The organism is Nocardioides psychrotolerans (assembly GCF_900113685.1).
Classification (GTDB): domain Bacteria; phylum Actinomycetota; class Actinomycetes; order Propionibacteriales; family Nocardioidaceae; genus Nocardioides; species Nocardioides psychrotolerans.
In genome coordinates this window covers 11,461-33,151 of sequence record NZ_FOQG01000029.1, presented here as the reverse complement: position 1 = coordinate 33,151, position 21,691 = coordinate 11,461, and the positions used below count along the sequence as shown (strand labels likewise).

Sequence of the window (21,691 nt, the reverse complement as noted above, 5' to 3'; positions counted from 1 at the left end):
GGCTGATCTTCCAACTCCCCTACGGCGAAGCCGTCGAGGCACTCGAGGCCTGGATCAGATGGGCCCGCCGCTGCCGGCTCCCGGCCTTCGTCGAGCTCCAACGACGCATCGTGAAACACCGACACGCGATCCTCGCCGCGATCGAGCACGGCCTGTCCAACGGACGCATCGAATCGGTCAACACCAAGATCCGCCTCATCACCCGCATCGCCTTCGGATTCCGATCACCCGACGCACTCATCGCCCTCGCAATGCTCAACCTCGGCGGACACCGCCCCGCACTCCCCGGCCGAGCACTCCCCAGCCCACCATGACCCACGGATAAGTCACAAGAGCCGACATTGCGCCGACTCGGCTCAGGGGGTGGTGAACGTCGCCATCGTCCGCTCGGGCTCCCAGTAGGCCTTCATGGAGGCGACCGTCCCGTCCTCGTGGACGACGTAGACCATGATCAGCTCGGTGGTGGTGAAGCTGCCGTCGGGGAACGTCGTGCGGATCGAGCCGATGTTGGCGCAGGTGTTGCTGCCCGGGTTGGCGAAGGAGTCGGTGATGGTGAACTCGAACGTCCCGATCGGCTCGATCGCCAGCTTCCAGAAGGCGGAGATCTCCTCGTGCCCGCGGTGGCCCCTTCCCTCGGCGTCGAACATCGACGGCCCGACCGGGTCCTCGAGCACGGCATCGGGCGCGTAGACGGTGAGCCACTCGGCCAGGTCGCCCTTGGCGACGGCGGAGTAGGAACGCTGCGACGCCGCCCGCGCCGGGTGCGGGTCGTTGGGGGCGTTCCAGATGATGGCGTCCGACGTGATCATGCGGGCATCGTAGGCCCATATCTAGAACTTGTTCTAGATAATTGCTCCCGAAGGTCCCGGGCCCGTGGGTCCTGCGCCTCTGCCGGTCGACCGCGCCCACGGCGATGCTGGCACCAGAGTCGGCGGCAGATCGCCACCGGATCGGGAGGTGGGCACCATGTGGAACGACGACAACAACGGCAGCTGGAACGGCATGCACGACGGCGGAGCCTGGGTCGGCATGGGCCTGGTGATGCTGCTCGGGACCCTGCTGGTCATCGGGCTCCTCGTGTGGATCATCGCGATGCTGCGCGAGAGCAAGCGCGAGAGCCTCACCGTGACGCCGACCTCGCCGACCCCGCCGAGCCCGTCCCCCGCGGACGAGCACCTCGCCCGACGCTTCGCCAGGGGCGAGATCGACGCCGACGAGTTCGAGCGACGCGTGGAGGTCCTGCGCCACGCTCGCCTCGACCGACGGTGAGCGTCACCAGACGTTCACCCATCCGCCGTCTGCCCCTGGCCCCCTGCTGGTCCCGCGCTGGCTTGTGACTGTGACCGTGGCGACATGGCCAAGCGCAAGGCATTCCTCCACGTCGGCCTCGACGACCGCTCCGCGGACTTCCTCGACGCCGCACTCGAGCTGCACGGGCACGCCCTCGCCGACCTCGGCGTACGACGGCCCGCCACGTCTGCGGAAGAGATGTTCCGTGCCGCGATCGAGATCCGGCGTGAGCACCACGCCTGGGGCTACGACCGCGCCGAGGTGGAAGGCGCCTGGTCGCGCATCTGCCGCCGCGGCTACAAGGGCAAGGACACCTTGGTGTTCAGCCAGCCCCTGCTCGCCGACGCGACGCCCGACCAGATCGCCCTGCTGCTCGACGCCCTGGCCGGCTTCAAGATCCACGTGGTGGTCACGGTGGCTGCCCCGGACACGTGGAGCGACCCCGACCTCGACCTCGGCGCGATCCTCGACCGCTGGACGACCTCCGTCGGCAAGCCCGAGCGGGTGCACGTGGTCGTCGTGCCGCCAGACCGCGGTCGCAAGGCCGTGTGGAAGGCCTTCGGCCGGATCGTCGGCTTCGGGACCGCGTCGCTGCCCCTGGACGGCGTCGGGAAGCCGCTCGTCGAGCGCCCGCAGCGACTCGTGTCCACCGAGCGCCAGGAGGCGCTGCGCGAGCTGGGTCGCCGCTGGGAGCACCAGGTGGCCAGCCGCGAGGTGGACGTGCACGGCGACCTCACCGACCTGTGCGACAACGGCTGCGCCGTCGCGGATCCCCAGGAGCTGATCCACAGCTCGGACCAGGCGCTCAACGACGCCCTGCGCGAGCTCGAGCGGCTCGCGCGCCGCAACGACACGCTCACCACCCGGGTGGTCGAGCTGGAGCGCAAGCGCCGCAAGCTGCGCCGGCGGGAGAGCGACCCCTCCGTCGCCTGACCTGCTTGATCAGTGCGGCTGCCAGGCATCCTCGTCGGCCGTGCGTGACGTGACGGCCTTGGGGAGCTTCTGGTCGGCCAGCTGCTGGATCGAGACCTGCTCGAAGACATCGCGCAGCGAGCGACGAGCCGCGATCCACACGTGCTGGAGCACCTCGGCCGACTCGTTGTAGCGGACCGCCTCGGGACGCAGGCCGTAGACCGAGACCAGCGGACCGTCGACGGCCCGGATGACGTCGGCGACCGACACCTCGCCCGGCGCCCGTCCCATCCGCCAACCACCCGACTGACCGCGCTGGGACATGACGATGCCGGCCCGGCGCAGGTCGGCGAGGATCGCCTGGAGGAAGCCGTGGGGGATCTCCTGGAGCCTGCCGAGCTCCTCGGCGCTCACGGCGCGACCGTCGACGCGGGTGGCCATCTCGATCAGCGCACGCAAGGCGTAGTCGGACTTCGCGGAAACTCGCATGAAGCCATTGTCTCAGATAGATCGAGTCATTCACTGGACCAACAACCCGCTGGTGCCGATCGACCTCGAGCGGCGGGAGATCCGGGTCGCCCGTGCTGGCTGGCTGCTGGCCGAGTGCTGGCCGAGTGCTAGCCGTGGCTTGCATGCTGCTAGCACCCTCCCTATCATTATGTTACCGACGAGTAGCGTCAATCCTCGATACAGAAACGGTGCGTCAGTGAGCCACTACAAGAGCAACCTCCGCGACATCGAGTTCAACCTCTTCGAGGTCCTGGGCCGCGACGAGGTCCTGGGCTCCGGCCCGTTCGGCGAGGTGGACGGCGAGACCGCCCGCGAGATCCTCACCGAGGTCGACCGTCTGGCCCGCGAGGACCTGGCCGCGTCCTACGAGGACAGCGACCGCAACCCGCCGGTCTTCGACCCGCAGACGCACACCGCCCCGATGCCCGAGAGCTTCAAGAAGAGCTACCAGACGTGGATGGACGCTGAATACTGGCGCCTCCAGATCAGCGAGGAGCTCGGCGGCACGCCGGCCCCCGCCACGATCAACTGGGCCATCGGTGAGCTCGTGCTGGGCGCCAACGCCCCCATCCACATGTACGCCGCCGGCGCACCCTTCGCAGCCGTCATCCACCGCAACGGCAACGACCGCGACAAGCGCATCGCCCAGATCATGGTCGAGCGCCAGTGGGGCTGCACCATGGTGCTGACCGAGCCCGACGCGGGCTCCGACGTCGGCGCCGGTCGCGCGAAGGCCACCGCCAACGAGGACGGCTCGTGGAACATCACGGGCGTCAAGCGCTTCATCACCAGCGCGACGCACGACCTGAGCGAGAACATCATGCACCTCGTCCTCGCGCGCCCCGAGGGCGTCGACGGCGTCGGCGGTCCCGGCACCAAGGGCCTCTCCCTCTTCTGGATGCCCGAGCACCACTTCGACCACGAGACCGGTGAGCTGACCGGCGCCCGCAACGGCGTCTACGTCACAGCTGTCGAGCACAAGATGGGCATCAAGGTCTCCAACACCTGCGAGGTCACCTTCGGCGACCCGCAGGTCGGTGGCGGCGAGGCGGCCCAGGGCTGGCTGCTGGGCGAGGTCCACAACGGGATCGCGCAGATGTTCCAGGTCATCGAGAACGCCCGCATGATGGTCGGCACGAAGGCCATCGCGACCCTCTCGACCGGCTACCTCAACGCGCTCGACTACGCCAAGACCCGCGTCCAGGGCGCCGACCTGACGCAGTCCGGCGACAAGACCGCGCCGCGCGTGACCATCACGCACCACCCCGACGTGCGTCGCTCGCTCATGACGCAGAAGTCCTTCTCCGAGGCCATGCGCGCCCTCGTGCTCTACACCGCCTCCTGGCAGGACACCGTCATGATCGCCGAGCACCAGGGCGAGCGAGACGAGCTGGCCGAGAAGGTCAACGACCTCCTGCTCCCGATCGTCAAGGGCTACGGCTCCGAGCGCTCCTGGGTCCTGCTCGGCACGGAGTCGCTGCAGACCTACGGCGGCTCGGGCTTCCTCCAGGAGTATCCGATCGAGCAGTACGTCCGCGACGCCAAGATCGACACCCTCTACGAGGGCACCACCGCGATCCAGGGCCAGGACTTCTTCTTCCGCAAGATCGTCAAGGACCAGGGCAAGGCGCTGGGCCACCTCGCGGGTGAGATCCAGTCGTTCATCGACTCCGAGGCCGGCAACGGTCGCCTCAAGGTGGAGCGTCAGCTCCTCGCGACGGCGCTCGACGACGCCAACGCGATCGTCGCCCACATGATCAACGACCTGATGTCCGCCCAGGACGAGATCCGCAACATCTACAAGGTCGGGCTCAACACCACGCGTCTGCTGATGGCGTTGGGTGACGTGGTCTGCGGCTGGCTGCTGCTGCGCGGCGCCGAGGTGGCACTCGGCAAGCTCGGTGGCGACGACCTGTCCGCGAAGGACAAGGCGTTCTACGAGGGCAAGGTCGCCGCTGCGCAGTTCTTCGCGCAGACCAACCTGCCCCGCCTCACCGCCGAGCGCGTCATCGCCGAGGGCATCGACCTCTCGCTGATGGACCTCTCCGAGGACGCGTTCTGATCCCGCTCCACCAGCTCTGACGCACGGCCCCCGCCCGGATGACCGGCCGGGGGTCGTCGTGCGTCAGGCGGTTCACGGAGAGGGGCTCGGTCGACGCAGACCCGCACGGGCAGCGGCACGGACCCCGTCCGTGAGCGTTCCGAGGGCCAGGCTCTCCAAACGCCAGCGCTGCCAGAAGAGGGGTACGTCGACCTGGCCGCGCGTCAGCAGGCTCACCACCCGTCCCTCCGCGAGGTCCGGCAGTGCCTGCGGGTCGGGCAGCATCCCCCAACCGAGCCCGCGGCGCACCGCCTCGTGGAAGTCGGCCGACGTGGGGACCCGGTGCACGACGGACGGCGGTCCACCGCGCCCGGCGAGCAGGTCGTGCTGGAGGTCGTCCTTCTCGTTGAAGACCACCACCGGCATCCGCGCCCAGTCGTAGCCGCGCCCGGCCCGCCAGCGCTCGGCGAGCTCCGGCGCCGCCACCGGGCGGTAGCGCAGCACCCCGAGCGGCTCCACCATGCAGCCCTGCACCGGCGTCGGCTCGGAGGTCACCGCGGCGAGCACGTCACCACGCCTGAGCAGGGCAGCCGTGTGCGCCTGGTCCTCGACGTGCAGCCGCAGCGTGGTGCCCGGCCAGGTCGCCACCCGGCTCATCACCGGCCGGAACCACGTGGCCAGCGAGTCGGCACTGACCGCGACGGCGAGCTCGAGGGGCACCCCCGGCGAGTCGCCCAGTGCGTCGCGCGCCTCGTCGTACAGCAGGCGGGTCTGGCGGGCCAGGCGCAGCAGGGTCTGCCCGGCCTCGGTGGGGCGGCAGGGCGTGGTGCGCTGGACGAGCACCCGACCGGCCGCCGACTCGAGCGCCCGGATGCGCTGGCTGACGGCGCTGGGGGTCACGTGGAGGTGGCGGGCAGCGGCGTCGAAGGTGCCGTGCTCGATGATCGCCACGAGTGCGGCGAGCTGTGCGGGTTGGGGCTCCATGAAGCCATGCTAATGATCGTGAAGATTCTTTCGCTGGTCTTGCCTGGCTGCGACCCCTAGCGTCGTGGGCGTGCTCGCCTCCCTCGCCTCCGGTCTGCTCACCGGCCTCACGCTGATCATCGCGATCGGTGCGCAGAACGCCTACGTCCTGCGCCAGGGCCTCCTGCGGGCACACGTCGGTCCGGTGGTCGCGGTGTGTGCGATCTCGGACCTGGTGCTGATCGTCGCCGGCGTCAGCGGGATCGGCACGGTCGTCGAGCAGGCCGGATGGATCCTCGACGTGGTGCGCTGGCTCGGCGTCGCCTTCCTCACCTGGTACGGCGTGAGCTCGCTGCTGCGCGCCCGCCGCCCGCAGGGCCTGGAGGCCGCCCGCGCCGGCGCTCCCTCGCTCCGGGCCGCCGTGACGACCGCGGTCGCGCTGACCTGGCTCAACCCCCACGTCTACCTCGACACCGTGCTGCTGCTCGGCTCGATCGCCAACGCCCAGCAGAGTGACCAGGGTGGCGGACGCTGGTGGTTCACCGTCGGGGCCTGCGCGGCGAGCATCCTGTGGTTCACCGCCCTCGGCTACGGCGCCCGACTGGCCGAGCGGGCGCTGGCGAGGCCGCGGGCGTGGCGCGTGCTCGACGTGCTGATCGGCCTGACCATGCTGGCGATCGCGGTCAAGCTGGCATCGGGCTGAGCCGTTCCTCCGCGATGCGGGCCATTCACTAGGCTGCGCCCATGACCGACCAGGAGAGACTCGCCGGCTACATCGACGTCTGGTGGAGCGCGATCAACGACTTCACCAGCCTGCTCGAGGAGCTCACGCCCGAGCAGTGGGACATCCCGACCGACCTGCCCGGGTGGGACGTGCGGGCCGTCGCCGCGCACGTCGCGCACCTCGAGGGCGTCCTCGCCGGCGGCCCGGAGGAGACGGCCGACGTCGGCGAGCCGCCGCACGTCACGGGCTTCATGGGGCTCTACACCGAGATCGGCGTCGTCAACCGCCGCGACACGGACCCCGACACGATCATCAACGAGATCCGCGAGTCGGCGACCACCCGCCACACGATGCTGCTGGCCGACCCACCCACGGACGCCGCCGCCAAGCCCGAGGTCGTCTTCGGCGGCGTGCCGTGGACCTGGGAGGTGCTGCTGCGCAACCGCCCGCTGGACGTGTGGATGCACGAGCAGGACGTACGCCGGGCGGTCGGTCTCCCCGGAGGACTCGACACCGCGCCCGCGAGGCACACCGCCGAGTACCTTGCCGACAGCCTCGGCTTCGTGCTCGGCAAGAAGGTCGGCGCCGCCCCCGGGACCAGCCTGGTCCTGGACATGACGGGCAGCGAACCCGTCGCCTTCGTCATCAACGACGCCGGTCGCGGCGAGCGCCTGGACGGGCCGCCTGCCGACCCGACCGTCACGCTGCGCATGGACCGCGGCACCTTCATCGTTCTCGCCGGGGGCCGCTGCCCGGCCGACCCGGACGCCGTGGTGGTCGAGGGGGACGAGGTGCTCGGTCAGCAGGTCGTCGACGCGATGGCCACGACCCCGTGAGCTCCAGCTGGCGACTCACCGACATCCCCGACCAGACCGGCCGCACCATCGTCGTCACGGGCACGACCGTGGGTGGGTTGGGGCACTTCACCGCGCTCGAGCTGGCTCGACGTGGCGCGCGCGTGGTGCTCGCGGGTCGCACCGCGAGCAAGATCGCGGCGACCGAGTCGGCCATCCGCGCCGAGGTGCCGGCCGCCTCGCTGGAGCAGCTGAGCGTCGACCTCTCGGACCTCGGCTCGGTGAGGTCCGCTGCTGCTGCCGCGTCGTCGTACGGCCCGATCGACGTGCTGGTCAACAACGCCGGCGTCATGGGCACCTCCCGGACCCGCACCGGCGACGGCCTCGAGCTGCAGCTGGCGACCAACCACTTCGGGCCGTTCCTCCTCACCGGGCTGCTCCTCCCCCAGCTGGTCGCCAGCGGGGACGCACGAGTCGTCGTGGTGTCCTCGCAGTTCCACCGCTATGCCAAGGAAGCCCCGCTGGGTGACCCCCGCCAGCAGACCGGCCGCTACGACACGTGGCGCACCTACGGTTCGAGCAAGCTGGCCAACCTGCTCTTCACCTACGAGCTGGACCGCCGGACCCGCGAGGCCGGGCTGCCGGTGGAGGCGATGGCAGCGCACCCCGGCTTCGCCGGGACGCACCTGGCCGCCAACGGTCAGTACGGCCGCTCCTCGGGCGGCATCGCCTCGATCCTCGACGCCACGGTCAAGGCGGTCTCCCAGTCGGCGGCGGCAGGCGCCTGGCCCACCCTGATGGCAGCCACGGGAGACCTGCCCGGTGGCACCTACTGCGGCCCCAGCGGGCCCGCGCAGATGGCGGGCGCGCCGCAGGTCGTCACGAGCAACCGGGCGTCGCGCGACCCCGCCTCGATGCGGCGGCTGTGGGAGATCAGCGAGGAGACGACCGGGATCCGCTTCCCCTAGGAGCTGCGCTCCCGGTCGCGGATGCGGACCATGCCGGTGAGCGTCGCAACGTAGGCCGAGCCGTCGGGGCCGAGGGTCACCGCGGAGTAGTGGTTGTTGAACATCGAGCCGATGCCGGTGCGCACCGAGAAGGCGGTGCGGCCGGTGCGGGCGTCGATGGCGGTGAAATACCACGCGTTGACGCCGAGCAGGCTGCGGCGCTTGGTGTAGGCGTAGACGAGGCCGTTGGCCAGCGACACCTTCGCCACCGACGTGGGGGCGACCTGGTCGTTGGTCCACACGACGCCGCAATCTCCGTCCACCACGTCGACGCGGGCGAACCCACCGGGCGTCGCGCGACCCAGGACGGTGCGCAACGGACCGGTGTAGCCGTAGTTGTTCTCCACGACCACCCCGCTCGGGCCGACCGCGACCAGCGAGTTGTCGCTGGCGCTCTCGCCATCCTCGAAGACCGTCTGCTGGCAGACCAGGTCACCGCCGTGGACGGTGTAGAACTGCACGTTCATCTTCGGGTCGGCGTTGTCGGTGATGGCGACCAGGCCGCTCGGCAGGATCGTGGGCGTGGTGCCGCTGCCGCGGCTGAGCTGGCCGTCCTTCTGCTCCGTGCCACGGTCGTAGATCGTGCGCCAGCGGACCGTGGGGCGACCGGCAGGGTCGACGCCGAGCTTGTAGAGCGCCTCGACCGTGACGACGTAGACCCCGCCGTCCTCACCCACGGAGAACGAGTTGGCGATCTCCTCCCCGAGCTCGAGCAGCCGCACCTTGCCGGTCCCGGGGTCGACGAAGCCGACCCGGCCGTCCTCGGTCCCGAACCAGATGCGCCCGTCCCAGTCGGGCATCAGCGCGATCAGGCAGTCGTCCTCGGGCACGTCGCCCGAGAGGTCGTAGGACGTCTGGATGGTGAGGTCGGGCTCCCCACGACCATCGGCGGTCGTCACCGCGACGATGGCGCGCTCGGTGGTGGCCGTGACGGCGCGGTCCTGGTCGTCGAGGAAGAAGTAGGAGCCGCCACAGAGGTTCTCCCACGGCAACTTGTCGTTGCCGTTGTCGCGTCGCGCGGGCAGCTCGAGGGTGTCCTGCGCACGCATCGTCTCGGGGTCGAGCACGTGCAGCACCGGGCCACTGATGTTGCCGCACAAGGCGATCAGCCGACCCTGCGCGTCGAAGGCGAGCGTGGCGCACTCCTGCCCGCCATACCAAGCGGTGTCGACGGACGGGGACTCCCCGAGCGGGCCCGGGCCGGCATAGGCATCGGTGGACCAGCCGTCGTTGTGCATCGCACTGGTGCCGTTGACGGCCAGACGCGGGTGCTGCGGGACCCGCAGGTCGATGGGCTGGGGGGTGGCCGGGCTGCCGACGTAGCGCGGGGTGGCCAGCGACCCGATCCCGGGCGGGATCGGGAGGAAGCCGTCGGGCAGCAGCACCACGACCCCGACCAGGACGGCCACCGACGCGGTCCAGCCGGCCACCACCCGCCAGGTGGGTCGCAGCCAACGCCGCACGCGCGGGACCGCGAGCGAGCCGAGCGCGAGCAGCAGGGCCAGCGGCCCGACCGCCCACACCACCAGGGCCACCGCCACGAGGGCGAGGCTGCGTCGAAACCTCACACGCATGTTCTACAGGGGTCGCGGGCCCGACGGACGCCCGGCTCGGTCTAGACCAGTGAACTCGTCAGCACCAATCAACCCGCACCCGCTGCCACGGTCCTACGATCCGTTGCATGCGCCGCCTCCTGACCGGAGCACTCCTGCTGCCACTAGCCCTGGGCATGGGCATGGGCGCGCTCCCGACAGCCCTGGCGGACGCGCCGGCCGACTCGGTCACCTACGACACCTTCGACTCCGTCACCTATAACCCCGAGGGCCCTGGCGGAACCGAGCTCCCGGTGACGCGCGCCTTCGCCTTCGTCACGCCCGCGGGTGCGCCGCTCGACACGACGTCGTTCACGGTCCAGCCGGGCGAGGCGGCAGCCGTCGACAACCACAACGGCTGCGTGGTGGCCCCGGGCGAGGCGGCGTACGCCGGGCGCACCGCCTGGGTGCGCTTCGACCCGGCCGTGGACGGTCAGCTCCTCGTGCGAGCCATCACCCCCGGCTACGACTCCGTGATGGTGCTGCACCAGACTCCTGACGTCACCTGGGGACAGGCCGACCTCTCCACACTGCAAAACACCGAGTGCGCCTCGAACGACCCTGACGCAGGGAACGAGACGATCGGGTCATGCAACGGTGTGCCCTGCCTGCCCGTCGGTGCCGGCCTCGTCTACTACATGCAGGTCGGGGGCCGCTGCCCGAGCAGCACGGACCCGTCGACGTGCACCCGCCCGGACGTCCCCGGCGGGAGCACCCGCATCGAGATCCGCTTCGTCCCCGATGACTCCGACGGAGACGGCGTGCCCGACACCGAGGACCAGTGCGTGGGCGGTCTGCCCGGCGACGTCAACGCCGCCGGGTGCCCCGACCAGGACCACGACGGCCTCGCCGACACCGACGACGCCTGCCCGACGGCCGCCGGCAACCCCGACCCGCCGTTCGACGGCTGTCCCGAGGGCCCGGTGCCGCCCGATCCCGACGGACCCGTGGACGTCACGATCGTCGCGCTCGACGGCGACCGGTTCAACACGCAGGACGTGCGGGTGAACCTCCGTCTCAACTGGCCGCAGGGGGCCACGAGCGCCGTCGCGAGCAACGGCGACGGCGCCTTCCGCCCGATCCCGCTGCAGGCCGTTGTGCCCTGGGAGCTCGAGCCCAGCCCCAAGAGCGAGTCCCGTGAGGTCAAGGTGGTGTTCTCCGGCGCCGTCCCCACCGAGCGAGACCGCGACACGATCACGCTCGACCCGGTGGCGCCCCGCCTCGCCGAATCGTTCCTCGTGCGCACCGCCAGCGGGTGGAACCTGGCGCTGAAGATGACCGACGACCGGAGCGGGGTGCTGCGCGTGCGGGTGCTCGACGGCGCCGGTGGCTCGATCGCCGGGCGCGTCTTCTGCTCCCCCGGCAGCGGCTGTCGACTGGTCCGCGAGGACCGGTTCAAGGGCCTCGACACCCGGCCCCGGACAGCAGTGGTCCAGGACGCTGCCGGCAACGATCGGCGCGTCCGGCTGGTGGCCCGCCAGTCCTCGTGCTCCGGCAACGAGCGGACCGTCCTCTCCAAGCTGAACGTCGGTCGACTCGGGTGCTTCTTCGTCGGGGAGCGGGTCACCCGCAGCGAGGCGAGGGAGTACGACTGGGCGGACGCGGAACTCCGTCTGAAGCGCCTCTCGACGCGGAGATTCCGGGTCCAGCGGCTGGTGTCGTGAGCACCGGCGACAGTCGCTGCTGACGTGGGTCCAGGAAGTTGGCTCGCCCTTGGGGCGATCGCAGTGGTCGCATTCCACCTCGCCCTACGTGCCCGGCGGGCCCCTCGGACGCCCGAGCGCTCGCGGCGGCTCCGGGTGGCGCTGGGACTGGCAGCCACCGTGGTCGCGATCGTCGCGGGAGCTGTCCTCATCGGCGTCCAGTCGGTGCCGGCCCCGGAGGCGCGCGGGATCGGGGTGCTGGTCGAGGGCACCAACAGTCTGGCCGGCCGCGGTTACGACGCCGGACTGACCGTGTCGCTCAAGGCGCGCGTAATCGAGTGCGGAGAGCCCGTCGCCGTGACCCTCACCGTGGCGCCGACGGCGGAGTTCTGGCGGGACAACGCCGACGTCCTCCGGTCCCAGGCCACGGTGCAGGTCGCCGTGCCCGACGCGTCGATCTCCGGGATCGACGTCTCCACCGCGACGGACGCCCTCGCAGCCGTCGTGGACCCTCAGGGCGCCAGCACGGACAGCGACGGCGCCAGCATCAGCTCCATCGATCCGGACAAGGAGACCGAGACGACGGCACTGGAGATCACCGTGCCCGGGTGGGGCCGGTCACTCGCCCCCGTCGTCCTCTCCTTCACAGCCGATTGGACCGAGAGCCGCAGCCGTCTCGGAGGCTGCTACCTCAGTCTCCCGGCGCTGGCGGGGCATCCCACCGTCCTCAGCGGGGCGCAGCTCGCAGGGACAGCGGTGCCGCTGGAGGAGGAGCTCGGCACCCGCGACGCCAACGTCTTCGAGGTGGAGTCCCGTTCCGCAGGCGTCCACGCCTACTGGAACTCTGACTACGAGGTGACCCGGGGCGTCGCGTCGATCGACCTGGGCGACTACACCCTCCAGGACGCCACCTCCGCTGCCCCGGACACGACCCTTGCCGGCTCCCCGGCGTGGACTTGCCGGACCACGATCCCCGACACCTTCGCCAACATCGAGACCCAGGACCCGGGCGAGCCGACTGCGGACTTCAACATCACCGGGTCCCAGACCACCACCGTGGCGTTCTCCGCCGAGCGCATCCAGCAGATCCTCGAGCAACGCACCTGCGCGACCTTCGTCGCGATCGAGGCGCCGGGCGCGGGGACCAAGCGAGACCTCCTGCTGATCATCATCGGCGCACTGTTCTCGATCGGGATGGAGCTGGTGCTGTCGGGGGTGGTGCGCGACCAGCAGAATACGGCGGCGTGAGGCCCGGCTGACCCCCGCCACCGCCGACCCGGCACGCTGGTGCCATGCCGACGCGCCTGCACCTCGACCCGGACTCCCCCGACGTCAACGCCTACAAGTTGATGACCTCGCTGATCGTCCCGCGCCCGATCGCGTGGGTGGCGAGCCGCTCGTCCGCGGGCGTCGGCAACTTGGCGCCGCACTCGTTCTTCACCGTCGTCTGCGCGAGCCCGCCGATCGTGGCGTTCGCCTCGATCGGGGCCAAGGACACGCTGCGCAACGTCCTCGAGACCGGCGAGTTCACGATCAGCGTCGCACCGCAGACGCTGATGGACGAGGTCAACGCGAGCAGCGCAAGGTTCGACGCCGACACCGACGAGTCCACCGCTCTCGGTCTCGCGATGTTGCCCAGCACGGTCGTGGGGCCGCCGGCCGTCGCGGACTCACCCGGTGCCCTCGAGTGCACGCTGCACTCCACCGTCGACCTCGGGAGCTCCACGCTCGTCCTGGGCACAGTGGTGTCGTTCAGCATCGACGAGGACGTGATGGAGGACGGGCTGCCGTCGTACGAACGGCTGGGCCTGGTCGCCCGCCTCGGTCGCGAGGAGTGGGGCCTGCCTTCGCCGGTCATCACCGTGCCACGACCGGCAAGGCCCGAGGACATCGATCCTGCAGTCAGGGACGCTCGCTGACCTGCGTCACCCAGTAGTCGGTCGTCGACGTAGGCGGGTGGTGAACCCCTCGTTGGGCAGGTAGAGGCGCCTGCCCAGCTTGCGATCGTCGTCGACACGTCGAAGTCGGGTGAGGTGATCTCGCGGACCAACGAGCCGCTCGTGCCGGCCTTGGCGAGATGCAGGACGGCGACCTTGCTCAGCCTGTTCTGCACGGCGTAGAGCGTGCGGCCCTGTAGCAGCAGGCCATCACCGTTGGTGAGCAGGGCGCCGCCGACGTCGACCTCCGTCGCCTCGCCCGACTCCCGGTCGACGCGGAAGAGCTCGCCGGTCGAGGAGTTGACCACGAGCAGGCCGCGGCCGTCAGGAGTCTCGGTGTGCCGTTGGCGTTGAGGCCCTCGTTCTGCACCCAGTCGCCCACGAGCGGGATGGTCACGGCGTCCTCCGGCGCGGGCAGCTCGCCTTTCGGGCCTAAGGACAGCGCGAAGAGCTGCGCGTTCTCCGAGTCGGTGAACCCCACGGTGTCGCGTGTGAGCACGACTTCGTTGATGAAGGCGGTGCCCTCGGCGAGCTGGTAGCTGGCCAGCACCTCACTGGTCCGGGCGTCGGCGACCCTCGCGTCACCGGCGGTGCCGCCCGAGACGAAGAGCCGCTCGCGCTTGTCGACCTTGAGACCGACCGAGGGCGTGCCCGGGCCCTGGCTGACGACCTTGCCCGCGCCGGTGCGCAGGTCAGCGGCATAGATGTCGCCGTCCAGACGCGACCCGAAGTAGTCCGTCGCCTTCTTGCCGATCGCGATGCCCTCCGGCTGGAAGCCGTCGGGCAGCTCCACCCTGTCGGGGTACGGCGCGGGCTTGCTCCTCTGAGGAGCCTCGGGCGCGTGCTCGGGGTCCTGCGGTGTGCGGTCGTCATCGGCTTCTCCTGCGGTCAGGGGCGCCGAGGAGCGGCCCCGATGCCGAGACCGGGACTTCTTCTCGAGCCTGGGCACGCCGCGGAAGCCGCGGCCGTGCTCAGCATCTTCTCCGGGCGCGTTCGGAGACGGAGACACATCGGATGGGGTGCGTGAGCACACAGCCATGGGCCTTGAACGCCTCGATCGACGGACTAGGACTTGAAAGGCAACACCAGCACATCCGACCTCCGAACCCAACTGAAAGTGGAGGACAAAATGCGCAACCTCATCACGAAGTCCATTGCCGTGACCGCGACGACGGGTCTGCTGACCCTCGGGGGAGCCGCCCTTGCCGGCGCTGCCCAGGCCGACGAGCAGGACACCTCGAACGAGACCACCTCGGAGACCACCAGCAACCAGGCCGAGGACATCCTCGATGTCTTCTTCGGCGACCTGTTCGGTGGCGACGTCGACTTCTCCGACGCAGCCGACCTCTCCGACATCACCGGTGACAACGGCTTCGACTTCGGTGGCGTGACCGGCAACGGAAGCGGCAACGAGACCGGCAACGGCTCGGCGAACGGCAACGGCTCCGGCAACGGCTCCGGCAACGAGACCGGCTCCGGCAACCAGACCGGCTCCGGCAACGACGTCGAGACCAACCCGAACATCGACCCGGACGTGAACGTTGCGCCCGAGGTCGACGTCTCGCCCAGCACCGGCAACGGCAACGAGACCGGCAACGGCTCGGGCAACGACAGCTCTAGCGACTCCGACAGCTCCACGGAGGACAACAGCTCCGAGGAGACCACGACCGAGGACAACGACTCGCAGTCCGACTCCGACTCCGACTCGGACTCCTCCTTCGGCGGCCTGCTCAACGGTCTCTTCTGAGTCACGCCTGAACGGCACGCCCGCCCGTGAGGCGTGAGTGACATCCCGCGCTGGGGCGCTCGACCAACCGGTCGAGCGCCCCGGCGCTGCGTCGCTAGCCTGGGGCCATGAGCTCCCTCCCGGACCTGGCCGGATGAGCACGATCCGCGACTTCCTGGACCTGGTGGAGCAGCTGCCCGGGGTGACGAGCACCGATCACAGCCACTACGCGCGCTTCCAGGTTGCCGCCCACACCTTCGGCTACCTCTGGCCCGCGACCACGACGGTCGGCCTCAGGCAGACCCGCGCCGAGCAGCTCGGGCTCGTGGCGGAGCGGCCGGAGGTCTTCGAGGTGCAGTTCACCGCCGGCTCCTTCGGGTGGGTGGTCGTTCACCTCGAGGGTGTGCAGCGCGACGAGCTGGCCGAGCTGGCCTTCGAGGCCTGGCGCCTCACCGCTCCCGTGGCGCTGGTCGAGGAGCGCGACGACCGGCTCCCGACGTGAGCCGCACGGCGGCCTGACGCGCCGCCCGTACGCTGGACGGGTGAGCCTGGCCCCCATCCCCACCCCTGCCATGACCCTCGCCCTCGGCGACCGCTTCGCCCGCGAGCTGCCCGAGCTGGCCGTGCCGTGGCAGGCCGAGGAGGCTCCCGAGCCGACGCTGCTCGCGCTCAACGAGCCCCTTGCCACGAGCCTCGGCCTCGACCCCGCCACGCTCCGCTCCCCCGAGGGCCTGGGGCTGCTGACCGGCACCCGCGTCCCTGACGGGGCGCGCCCGGTGGCGCAGGTCTATGCCGGGCACCAGTTCGGCGGCTACTCGCCGCGACTCGGCGACGGTCGCGCGTTGCTGCTCGGCGAGCTCACCGACGCCGACGGTGTCCTGCGCGACCTGCACCTCAAGGGCTCCGGTCGCACCCCGCTGGCCCGGGGTGGCGACGGGCTCGCGGCGGTCGGGCCGATGCTGCGGGAGTACGTCGTCAGCGAGGCCATTCACGCGCTCGGCATCCCCACCACCCGCGCACTGGCCGTCGTCGCCACGGGCCGGGCCGTCCGCCGCGAGACGCTGCTGCCCGGGGCCGTGCTCGCTCGCGTGGCGAGCAGCCACCTGCGGGTGGGCAGCTTCCAATATGCCCGCGCCACCGACGACCTCGACCTGCTGCGGCGCCTGGCCGACCACGCGATCGCCCGCCACCACCCCGACGCGGCGCAGGCCGACAACCCTTACCTCGCACTCTTCGACGCGGTCGCTGCCGCGCAGGCGTCGCTGGTCGCGCAGTGGATGTGCGTGGGCTTCGTCCACGGCGTGTTGAACACCGACAACGTGACGATCTCCGGCGAGAGCATCGACTACGGTCCGTGTGCCTTCCTCGACGTCTTCGAGCCCACCACGGTCTTCAGCTCGATCGACGAGGGTGGCCGCTATGCCTTCGGCAACCAGCCCCCGATCACCGAGTGGAACCTCGCGCGTCTCGCCGAGGCGCTCCTGCCCCTCATCGACGACGACCAGGAACAGGCCGTGGCCCTGGCGGTCGAGGCGCTGGGGCGCTTCGGCGACCACTACGCCGCTGCCTGGAAGGCCGGCACCCGCGCCAAGCTCGGGCTGCCCGCAGGGCTCGACGACGCGGTCGCCACCGCGCTGGTCGACGACGTCTATGCGCTGATGCGCGCCGACCGCGTCGACCACACGGGCTTCTTCCGCGCCCTGGGCGCGGCCGCCCGAGGCGACACCGAGCCGGCCCGGAGCCTGGTCCTCGACCTCGCCGGGCTCGATGCGTGGCTCGGGCGCTGGCGCGCGGCCTGTCCTGGCGGGCCCGACGGGGACGCGATGGACCTCCTCAACCCGGTCTACATCCCCCGCAACCACCTGGTCGAGGAGGTGCTCGCCGCGGCCACCGCTGGTGACCTGGCACCACTCGCCGCCCTGCTGACCGCCGTGCGTGCGCCGTACGACGAGCGGCCGGGGCTGGAGCGCTTCGCCGAGCCGGCGCCCGACGCGTTCGGCGACGGCTACCAGACGTTCTGCGGCACCTGAGCCGACCGCTGGTCGGTGAGCAGCCGCGACGAGGTAGGTCGCGCGCTCGTGGTCCGAGTCACGGGAGAGAGCGGCAATCCGGTCCCCGGGCAGCACCGAACTACTCCCGATGGGGGCGTCCATCACGGGGGTGCGGACGCCCCCTCTCCCACGTCCGACGCGTTCTGCGGGTCGGTTCGCCCAGGTGGCCGGGTCGCCCTGGCGATCGTCTCCTCGACAATCGAGTTGATCCGCGCACCGTTGGGCCACCCGGCGTAGTGGCACAGGAAGATCACGATCTCCCGCAGCGCCAGGTCGTCGAGCTCACCGTTGGCGTGGGCCGCGGGGATCTGGATGCCGAGCACGTCCGCGCCGCCGGTGCCGGCGAGCAGCCCGATCAGCAGCAGCCGCCGGTCGCGGTCGGAGAGGCCCTCGCGCTGCCAGATGTCGGCGAAGAGGTGGTCGGCGGTGTAGCCGAAGAAGTCGCCGGCGCCGTCGGTGATGTCGAAGCCGTAGACCTCCTCCATCTTCTCCAGACCCTGACGGCGCTTCTCCGGGAGGTCGTCGAACTTGCCGGTCATGAGGACTCCTCTGTGTCTGGTGGGTCGTGCTCCTCGAGGCCCAGCCCGGGCCCGAGCCGCTCGAGCGCGAGCCGCGCGAGGGGCACCTCGACGCCGAGCTGGTCGGCCAGGTCGGTGGCGAAGCCGAGGTCCTTCTCGCCGAGCGCTCTGACGTGGGTGAAGACACCATGCCAGAAGTCGCCCTCCGCGATCGGGGCCGCGGTCTCGCGGTGCATGATCGCGCCGGGGCCGCCGGTGATGGCGTCGGTGTGGCGCACGACGTCGCCCAGGACCTTGAGGTCCAGGCCGGCCGCCTCGGCGAGTCGTTGCGCCTCGGTGGCAGCCGTGAACGCGACGAAGTGCATCAGGTTGCGGGCCAGCTTGAACGTCGTGCCCGCGCCGATCGGTCCGGCATGCACGACCAGGCTGGCCATCGCGTCCAGGACCGGACGGACCGTGGCGAACGCGTCGTCGGACCCGCCGACCATGATCGCGAGCGTGCCCGCCGATGCGCCCATCGAGCCGCCGCTGACCGGCGCGTCGACGAGTCGTACGCCGTGGCGCGCGGCCGTGGTGGCCAGCTCGCCGGGCGTGGTCGGTGCGACGGTCGAGTGGACCACGACGGTCAGCCGGTCACCGTCCCTCTCTGATCGGCCGAGCACCTCGCCGAGCACGTCGCGCACCTGGTCGTCGTCGCGCACCATCACGCACAGCACGTCGACGTCCGCGGCGAGAGCGGCCACGCTGCTCGCGACCTGGGCGCCCGCGGCCGCGAGCTCGGCCAGGGGCTCGGCTGCGACGTCGTACACCGAGAGCGCGAGGCTGCGCGAGGACGCCTGAGACGCGAGCCGCAGCGCCATCGGCTTGCCGATGTTGCCGAGCCCGATGAAGCCGACCCTGGTGGTGGTGGGGTCGCTCATGCCCGGAAGGTCTGTCCGCCGTCGACGGCGAGGATCTGGCCGGTCACCCACGACGACTCGTCGGAGAGCAGGAAGACGCACGCGCCGACCATGTCCTCGGGCTGGCCCATCCGCTTCAGGGCGAGTCCCTTGACCAGGTCCTTGGCGGCGTCGCCGGCCTGGGTGCGGGTGGCCTCGGTGTCCGTGGGGCCGGGGGCGATCGCGTTGACCCGGATGCCCATGCCGCCCACCTCGTGCGCGAGCTGGTGGGTGAGTCCGTTGACGCCGACCTTGGCGAGGCCGTAGAAGCCGGAGTAGAGGTAGGCCGCGGTCGAGCTCTGGTTGACGATCGAGCCGCCACCGCGCTTCTGCATGTGGCCGAAGACCGCGCGGGTCATGACGAGCGCGCCGTCCATGTTCACCGACATGAACTTCTTGTAGTAGTCCCAGTCGACGCTGATCAGCAGGTCGAACTGCATCTCGCCGTAGATCGCGGCGTTGTTGACCAGCCCGTCGATCCCGCCGAGCTCGGCGACGGTGCGCTCGGCCATCGCGGTGGCCGACTCGGCGGAGCTGACGTCGGTCTCGACGAAGATCGCGCGGCCGCCGTCGGCCTCGATCTCCTTCGCCACCCGCTCCCCCGACTCGGTGTTGAGGTCGGCGACCACGACGGCAGCGCCCTCCTTCGCGATCGCCTTCGCGTAGGCCTCGCCGATGCCCTGCGCGGCGCCCGTGACGATGACGACCTTGTCCTGCAGTCTCATGCTGTTCCTTCTCAGTTCGATGGTTGAGGGTGCGAGCGAAGAGATCCTCAAGCGGGTACGGCGATCGTCTTGGTCTCGAGGTACTCCTCGAAGCCGGCCACGCCCATCTCCCGGCCGATGCCGGACTGCTTGTAGCCACCGAACGGGGCGTCGGGGCTGAACCAGACGCCGCCGTTGACCGACAGCGTGCCGGTGCGGATGCGGGCGGCAACGGCCAAGGCGTGCTCGAGGGAGCCCGAGTCGACCGAGCCCGACAGCCCGTACGGCGAGTCGTTGGCGATCCGGACCGCGTCGTCGTCGCCGTCGTGCGGGATCACCACGAGCACCGGGCCGAAGATCTCCTCCTGCGCCAGCCGTGAGGTGTTGTCGAGGCCCGCGACGACCGTGGGCTCGATCCAGAAGCCGGGCTGGTCGATGACGTGGCCGCCGGTGGCGAAGCTCCCACCCTCCTCGACGGCCAGGCGCAGGTAGGCCTCGACCCGGTCGCGCTGGACCTGGCTGATGACCGGGCCGCAGATCGCGCCGGGGTCGGCCGGGTCCTTGGCGCCGATCGACTCCATGGTGGCGGCGGCGACCTGCACCGCCTCGTCGTACTTCTCGCGGGGCACGATCAGCCGCGTCGTGATCGCGCAGCCCTGACCGGCGTGGATGCACGCGGTGAAGGCCGTCGCGCCGGCGACGGACGCGACGTCGGCGTCGTCGAGCGCGATCGCGGCGGACTTGCCGCCGAGCTCGAGGAAGACCTTCTTCAGCGTCGGGGCGGCGGCCGCCATGATCGCGCGACCGGTCGCCGTCGAGCCGGTGAAGGACACCATGTCGATGCGCGGGTCGGTCGAGAGCACGGCCGCGACCTCGTGGGAGCGCGGGGTGACAACGTTGAAGACACCCGCCGGGATGTCGGTGTGCTCCGCGACCAGGCGCCCGAGCTCCGCGGCCACCCAGGGGGTGTCCGGCGCCGGCTTGAGCACCACGGTGCAGCCGGCCGCCAGCGCCGGGCCGACCTTGGCGAGGTTGATCTGGGTCGGCACGTTCCAAGGCGTGATGGCGGCGACGACGCCGACCGGCTCACGGCGTACGGTCCGGCGGCTCTTGATGCCCATCGGCGCGGCGACGCCGAGGTCGGTCTCGAACTCGTAGGTCTCCAGCAGGTCCGTGACCCACTTGAGGCCCTCGACGGGCACGTCGAAGCCGGCCGCGCCCATCATGAAGCCGGGCATGCCGACCTCGGCGGTCGTGAGCGCCTCGAAGGCGACCTTCTCAGCGAGCAGGGCCTCGTGCAGCTGGCGCAGGCAGCGCAGCCGCAGCGCGACGTCGGTCGACCAGTCGCTCTCGTCGAAGGCGCGACGGGCCGCGGCGATCGCGGCGTCGACGTCCTCGGCGGTGGCATCCGGCGCCCGGCCGATCTCCAGACCCGTGGCCGGGTTGAGGATCGCGTACGACGCCCCGTCGCTCGCCGACGTCAGCTTGCCGTCGATCAGGAGCTGGGCGGGCGCGGTCATGCGCGCTCCTGCGTGACGTGGTCGCCGGCCTCGACCGGCGGCGGCCAGACCGAGGACGGGATGTCGGCGTGCCGGTAGTGCCCGGGGACCTCGAGGCCACTGACCGACATCCGCTTGAGCAGCGTCTCGGGCGCCTTGCCGGCCTTGATGATCTCCACGAAGGTGTGCGCGGTCGATGGCATGTCGAACCAGTCGCGCTGCCAGGCGATCTTGACCAGGCCGTCGTCAGCGCCACCGACCTGTCGCTCGAGGCCGAACCACGAGCCACCGATGCCGAGGATCTCGTACTCCTTGCCGGAGTCGTCGAGGATGCCGGACTTCTGCTTCCAGAAGCCGAGGACCATCGACTTGGCGTCGTCGATCATCGTGCACTGGTAGTCGTAGTGCCAGCCGTCGAGACCGTCCATCTCGATGCCGATCGCCCAGTCGCGGATCTGGTCGCGACCGACGGCCATGAAGTGCTCGTCGGGGGAATACATCCAGCCATAGCTGGCGTCCTCGGCGTAGAACTCGGCGAGCACCCGCCAGTCGCCCGAGCGCTCGGCCTCCCGGTTGCCCTCCAGCCAGGTCTCCCAGAACTCCTCGATCTCGGCGCGGGTCAGGTCAGTCATCGGCGTCCTTTCGTTGATCGAGCAGACCCAGCGCCATCGCTGGGCAGTACTTCACTGCGGCGAGGACCTGCGGCCGCAGGGACTCCTCGGGGTGCTCCTGCAGGACCACGACGAGGTCGGCGTCCTCGTCGAACCCGAAGACGTCGGGCGCCTCGCCCTGACACATCTGGTGGCCCTGGCACAGGTCCAGATCCGCCCTCACGCGCATGG

General features: G+C 70.6%; 24 protein-coding genes. 13 read left to right on the top strand and 11 right to left on the bottom strand.

Going from position 1 to position 21,691, the window contains the following annotated elements; genetic code table 11:
* Nucleotides 1-314, top strand: a 314-nt coding sequence (locus tag BM204_RS21210; RefSeq protein ID WP_143099866.1) for a transposase, incomplete at its 5' end; no start/stop codon positions are given.
* Between the two features lie 42 nt (nucleotides 315-356).
* Here BM204_RS21210 and BM204_RS21205 read toward each other — a convergent pair.
* Nucleotides 357-809: a nuclear transport factor 2 family protein gene (locus BM204_RS21205; RefSeq protein ID WP_091117496.1), complete on the bottom strand. Its 453-nt coding sequence runs from the start codon at nucleotides 807-809 to the stop codon at nucleotides 357-359.
* Between the two features lie 157 nt (nucleotides 810-966).
* Between BM204_RS21205 and BM204_RS21200 the strand changes: the two genes are divergently transcribed.
* On the top strand, nucleotides 967-1,269 hold the full coding sequence (locus tag BM204_RS21200; protein ID WP_091117494.1) for an SHOCT domain-containing protein: 303 nt from the start codon (nucleotides 967-969) through the stop codon (nucleotides 1,267-1,269).
* An 84-nt stretch (nucleotides 1,270-1,353) separates the two neighbouring features.
* Nucleotides 1,354-2,223 (top strand): hypothetical protein, encoded by an 870-nt coding sequence (locus BM204_RS21195; protein ID WP_091117492.1) that lies wholly within the window; start codon nucleotides 1,354-1,356, stop codon nucleotides 2,221-2,223.
* A 9-nt stretch (nucleotides 2,224-2,232) separates the two neighbouring features.
* Here the strand turns inward: BM204_RS21195 and BM204_RS21190 are convergent, their stop codons facing one another.
* Nucleotides 2,233-2,691 (bottom strand): RrF2 family transcriptional regulator, encoded by a 459-nt coding sequence (locus tag BM204_RS21190; protein ID WP_091117491.1) that lies wholly within the window; start codon nucleotides 2,689-2,691, stop codon nucleotides 2,233-2,235.
* Between the two features lie 217 nt (nucleotides 2,692-2,908).
* Between BM204_RS21190 and BM204_RS21185 the strand changes: the two genes are divergently transcribed.
* Nucleotides 2,909-4,774: an acyl-CoA dehydrogenase gene (locus BM204_RS21185; RefSeq protein WP_091117489.1), complete on the top strand. Its 1,866-nt coding sequence runs from the start codon at nucleotides 2,909-2,911 to the stop codon at nucleotides 4,772-4,774.
* Nucleotides 4,775-4,846: 72 nt separating this feature from the next.
* Here BM204_RS21185 and BM204_RS21180 read toward each other — a convergent pair whose 3' ends face one another.
* The gene (locus BM204_RS21180; RefSeq protein ID WP_091117488.1) at nucleotides 4,847-5,737 is read right to left on the bottom strand and encodes a LysR family transcriptional regulator ArgP; all 891 of its coding nucleotides are present in this window, start codon (nucleotides 5,735-5,737) and stop codon (nucleotides 4,847-4,849) included.
* 70 nt (nucleotides 5,738-5,807) lie between these two features.
* Between BM204_RS21180 and BM204_RS21175 the strand changes: the two genes are divergently transcribed.
* Genes BM204_RS21175 through BM204_RS21165 form a run of 3 tightly spaced genes read left to right on the top strand, consistent with a single transcriptional unit; the run spans nucleotide 5,808 to nucleotide 8,202 of the window.
* Nucleotides 5,808-6,419: a LysE/ArgO family amino acid transporter gene (locus tag BM204_RS21175; RefSeq protein ID WP_091117499.1), complete on the top strand. Its 612-nt coding sequence runs from the start codon at nucleotides 5,808-5,810 to the stop codon at nucleotides 6,417-6,419.
* 41 nt (nucleotides 6,420-6,460) lie between these two features.
* A complete protein-coding gene (locus tag BM204_RS21170; RefSeq protein ID WP_091117486.1) occupies nucleotides 6,461-7,276 on the top strand; it encodes a maleylpyruvate isomerase family mycothiol-dependent enzyme in 816 nt (271 codons plus the stop codon).
* The gene (locus BM204_RS21165) at nucleotides 7,273-8,202 is read left to right on the top strand and encodes an oxidoreductase (protein ID WP_091117484.1); all 930 of its coding nucleotides are present in this window, start codon (nucleotides 7,273-7,275) and stop codon (nucleotides 8,200-8,202) included. The genes BM204_RS21170 and BM204_RS21165 overlap by 4 nt, the downstream gene beginning before the upstream one ends.
* On the opposite strand, the gene BM204_RS21160 is transcribed toward BM204_RS21165, so the two are convergent.
* Entirely contained in the window at nucleotides 8,199-9,809 is a 1,611-nt protein-coding gene (locus BM204_RS21160; protein ID WP_143099865.1) for a hypothetical protein, read from the bottom strand. The genes BM204_RS21165 and BM204_RS21160 overlap by 4 nt on opposite strands.
* A 113-nt stretch (nucleotides 9,810-9,922) precedes the next feature.
* On the opposite strand from BM204_RS21160, the gene BM204_RS21155 reads away from it, so the two are divergent.
* The 3 genes from BM204_RS21155 to BM204_RS21145 all read left to right on the top strand — a co-directional run bounded on the left by BM204_RS21155 (nucleotide 9,923) and on the right by BM204_RS21145 (nucleotide 13,395).
* Complete coding sequence (locus BM204_RS21155) at nucleotides 9,923-11,497, top strand: hypothetical protein (protein ID WP_091117481.1); 1,575 nt, start codon at nucleotides 9,923-9,925, stop codon at nucleotides 11,495-11,497.
* 135 nt (nucleotides 11,498-11,632) lie between these two features.
* Complete coding sequence (locus BM204_RS21150) at nucleotides 11,633-12,724, top strand: hypothetical protein (RefSeq protein ID WP_091117480.1); 1,092 nt, start codon at nucleotides 11,633-11,635, stop codon at nucleotides 12,722-12,724.
* 44 nt (nucleotides 12,725-12,768) lie between these two features.
* Entirely contained in the window at nucleotides 12,769-13,395 is a 627-nt protein-coding gene (locus tag BM204_RS21145; RefSeq protein ID WP_091117478.1) for a flavin reductase family protein, read from the top strand.
* Nucleotides 13,396-13,573: 178 nt separating this feature from the next.
* Here BM204_RS21145 and BM204_RS21140 read toward each other — a convergent pair whose 3' ends face one another.
* Entirely contained in the window at nucleotides 13,574-14,206 is a 633-nt protein-coding gene (locus BM204_RS21140) for a hypothetical protein (RefSeq protein ID WP_218031373.1), read from the bottom strand.
* Nucleotides 14,207-14,542: 336 nt separating this feature from the next.
* On the opposite strand from BM204_RS21140, the gene BM204_RS21135 reads away from it, so the two are divergent.
* From BM204_RS21135 to BM204_RS21125, 3 genes are all read left to right on the top strand, one after another.
* Nucleotides 14,543-15,160, top strand: coding sequence for a hypothetical protein (locus tag BM204_RS21135; RefSeq protein ID WP_091117476.1), 618 nt, complete (start codon nucleotides 14,543-14,545; stop codon nucleotides 15,158-15,160).
* 133 nt (nucleotides 15,161-15,293) lie between these two features.
* The gene (locus tag BM204_RS21130) at nucleotides 15,294-15,641 is read left to right on the top strand and encodes an MmcQ/YjbR family DNA-binding protein (RefSeq protein ID WP_091117475.1); all 348 of its coding nucleotides are present in this window, start codon (nucleotides 15,294-15,296) and stop codon (nucleotides 15,639-15,641) included.
* Nucleotides 15,642-15,681: 40 nt separating this feature from the next.
* Nucleotides 15,682-17,169, top strand: a complete 1,488-nt coding sequence (locus BM204_RS21125) for a protein adenylyltransferase SelO (RefSeq protein WP_246166582.1) — start codon at nucleotides 15,682-15,684, stop codon at nucleotides 17,167-17,169.
* Nucleotides 17,170-17,291: 122 nt separating this feature from the next.
* On the opposite strand, the gene BM204_RS21120 is transcribed toward BM204_RS21125, so the two are convergent.
* The 6 genes from BM204_RS21120 to BM204_RS21095 are packed head-to-tail and all read right to left on the bottom strand — an operon-like array spanning nucleotide 17,292 to nucleotide 21,689.
* On the bottom strand, nucleotides 17,292-17,729 hold the full coding sequence (locus BM204_RS21120) for a carboxymuconolactone decarboxylase family protein (protein ID WP_218031372.1): 438 nt from the start codon (nucleotides 17,727-17,729) through the stop codon (nucleotides 17,292-17,294).
* On the bottom strand, nucleotides 17,726-18,628 hold the full coding sequence (locus BM204_RS21115; protein WP_091117471.1) for an NAD(P)-dependent oxidoreductase: 903 nt from the start codon (nucleotides 18,626-18,628) through the stop codon (nucleotides 17,726-17,728). The genes BM204_RS21120 and BM204_RS21115 overlap by 4 nt, the downstream gene beginning before the upstream one ends.
* A complete protein-coding gene (locus BM204_RS21110) occupies nucleotides 18,625-19,371 on the bottom strand; it encodes an SDR family oxidoreductase (RefSeq protein WP_091117469.1) in 747 nt (248 codons plus the stop codon). The genes BM204_RS21115 and BM204_RS21110 overlap by 4 nt, the downstream gene beginning before the upstream one ends.
* A 47-nt stretch (nucleotides 19,372-19,418) precedes the next feature.
* Nucleotides 19,419-20,870 (bottom strand): aldehyde dehydrogenase, encoded by a 1,452-nt coding sequence (locus BM204_RS21105; protein WP_091117468.1) that lies wholly within the window; start codon nucleotides 20,868-20,870, stop codon nucleotides 19,419-19,421.
* Complete coding sequence (locus tag BM204_RS21100) at nucleotides 20,867-21,481, bottom strand: hypothetical protein (protein ID WP_091117466.1); 615 nt, start codon at nucleotides 21,479-21,481, stop codon at nucleotides 20,867-20,869. Before BM204_RS21100 ends, BM204_RS21105 begins: the two co-directional genes overlap by 4 nt.
* On the bottom strand, nucleotides 21,474-21,689 hold the full coding sequence (locus BM204_RS21095) for a ferredoxin (protein WP_091117464.1): 216 nt from the start codon (nucleotides 21,687-21,689) through the stop codon (nucleotides 21,474-21,476). Before BM204_RS21095 ends, BM204_RS21100 begins: the two co-directional genes overlap by 8 nt.
* Between the last annotated feature and the right edge of the window lie 2 nt (nucleotides 21,690-21,691).

Excerpts from the sequence above, each read along its gene's own strand:
- BM204_RS21200 (WP_091117494.1), top strand. The coding sequence starts at position 967 with ATGTGGAACGACGACAACAACGGCAGCTGGAACGGCATGCACGACGGC.
- BM204_RS21145 (WP_091117478.1), top strand. The coding sequence starts at position 12,769 with ATGCCGACGCGCCTGCACCTCGACCCGGACTCCCCCGACGTCAACGCC.
- BM204_RS21170 (WP_091117486.1), top strand. The coding sequence starts at position 6,461 with ATGACCGACCAGGAGAGACTCGCCGGCTACATCGACGTCTGGTGGAGC.
- BM204_RS21190 (WP_091117491.1), bottom strand. The coding sequence starts at position 2,691 with ATGCGAGTTTCCGCGAAGTCCGACTACGCCTTGCGTGCGCTGATCGAG.
- BM204_RS21105 (WP_091117468.1), bottom strand. The coding sequence starts at position 20,870 with ATGACCGCGCCCGCCCAGCTCCTGATCGACGGCAAGCTGACGTCGGCG.
- BM204_RS21100 (WP_091117466.1), bottom strand. The coding sequence starts at position 21,481 with ATGACTGACCTGACCCGCGCCGAGATCGAGGAGTTCTGGGAGACCTGG.
- BM204_RS21095 (WP_091117464.1), bottom strand. The coding sequence starts at position 21,689 with ATGCGCGTGAGGGCGGATCTGGACCTGTGCCAGGGCCACCAGATGTGT.
- BM204_RS21195 (WP_091117492.1), top strand. The coding sequence starts at position 1,354 with ATGGCCAAGCGCAAGGCATTCCTCCACGTCGGCCTCGACGACCGCTCC.
- BM204_RS21130 (WP_091117475.1), top strand. The coding sequence starts at position 15,294 with ATGAGCACGATCCGCGACTTCCTGGACCTGGTGGAGCAGCTGCCCGGG.
- BM204_RS21155 (WP_091117481.1), top strand. The coding sequence starts at position 9,923 with ATGCGCCGCCTCCTGACCGGAGCACTCCTGCTGCCACTAGCCCTGGGC.
- BM204_RS21110 (WP_091117469.1), bottom strand. The coding sequence starts at position 19,371 with ATGAGACTGCAGGACAAGGTCGTCATCGTCACGGGCGCCGCGCAGGGC.
- BM204_RS21180 (WP_091117488.1), bottom strand. The coding sequence starts at position 5,737 with ATGGAGCCCCAACCCGCACAGCTCGCCGCACTCGTGGCGATCATCGAG.
- BM204_RS21115 (WP_091117471.1), bottom strand. The coding sequence starts at position 18,628 with ATGAGCGACCCCACCACCACCAGGGTCGGCTTCATCGGGCTCGGCAAC.
- BM204_RS21120 (WP_218031372.1), bottom strand. The coding sequence starts at position 17,729 with ATGACCGGCAAGTTCGACGACCTCCCGGAGAAGCGCCGTCAGGGTCTG.
- BM204_RS21205 (WP_091117496.1), bottom strand. The coding sequence starts at position 809 with ATGATCACGTCGGACGCCATCATCTGGAACGCCCCCAACGACCCGCAC.
- BM204_RS21135 (WP_091117476.1), top strand. The coding sequence starts at position 14,543 with ATGCGCAACCTCATCACGAAGTCCATTGCCGTGACCGCGACGACGGGT.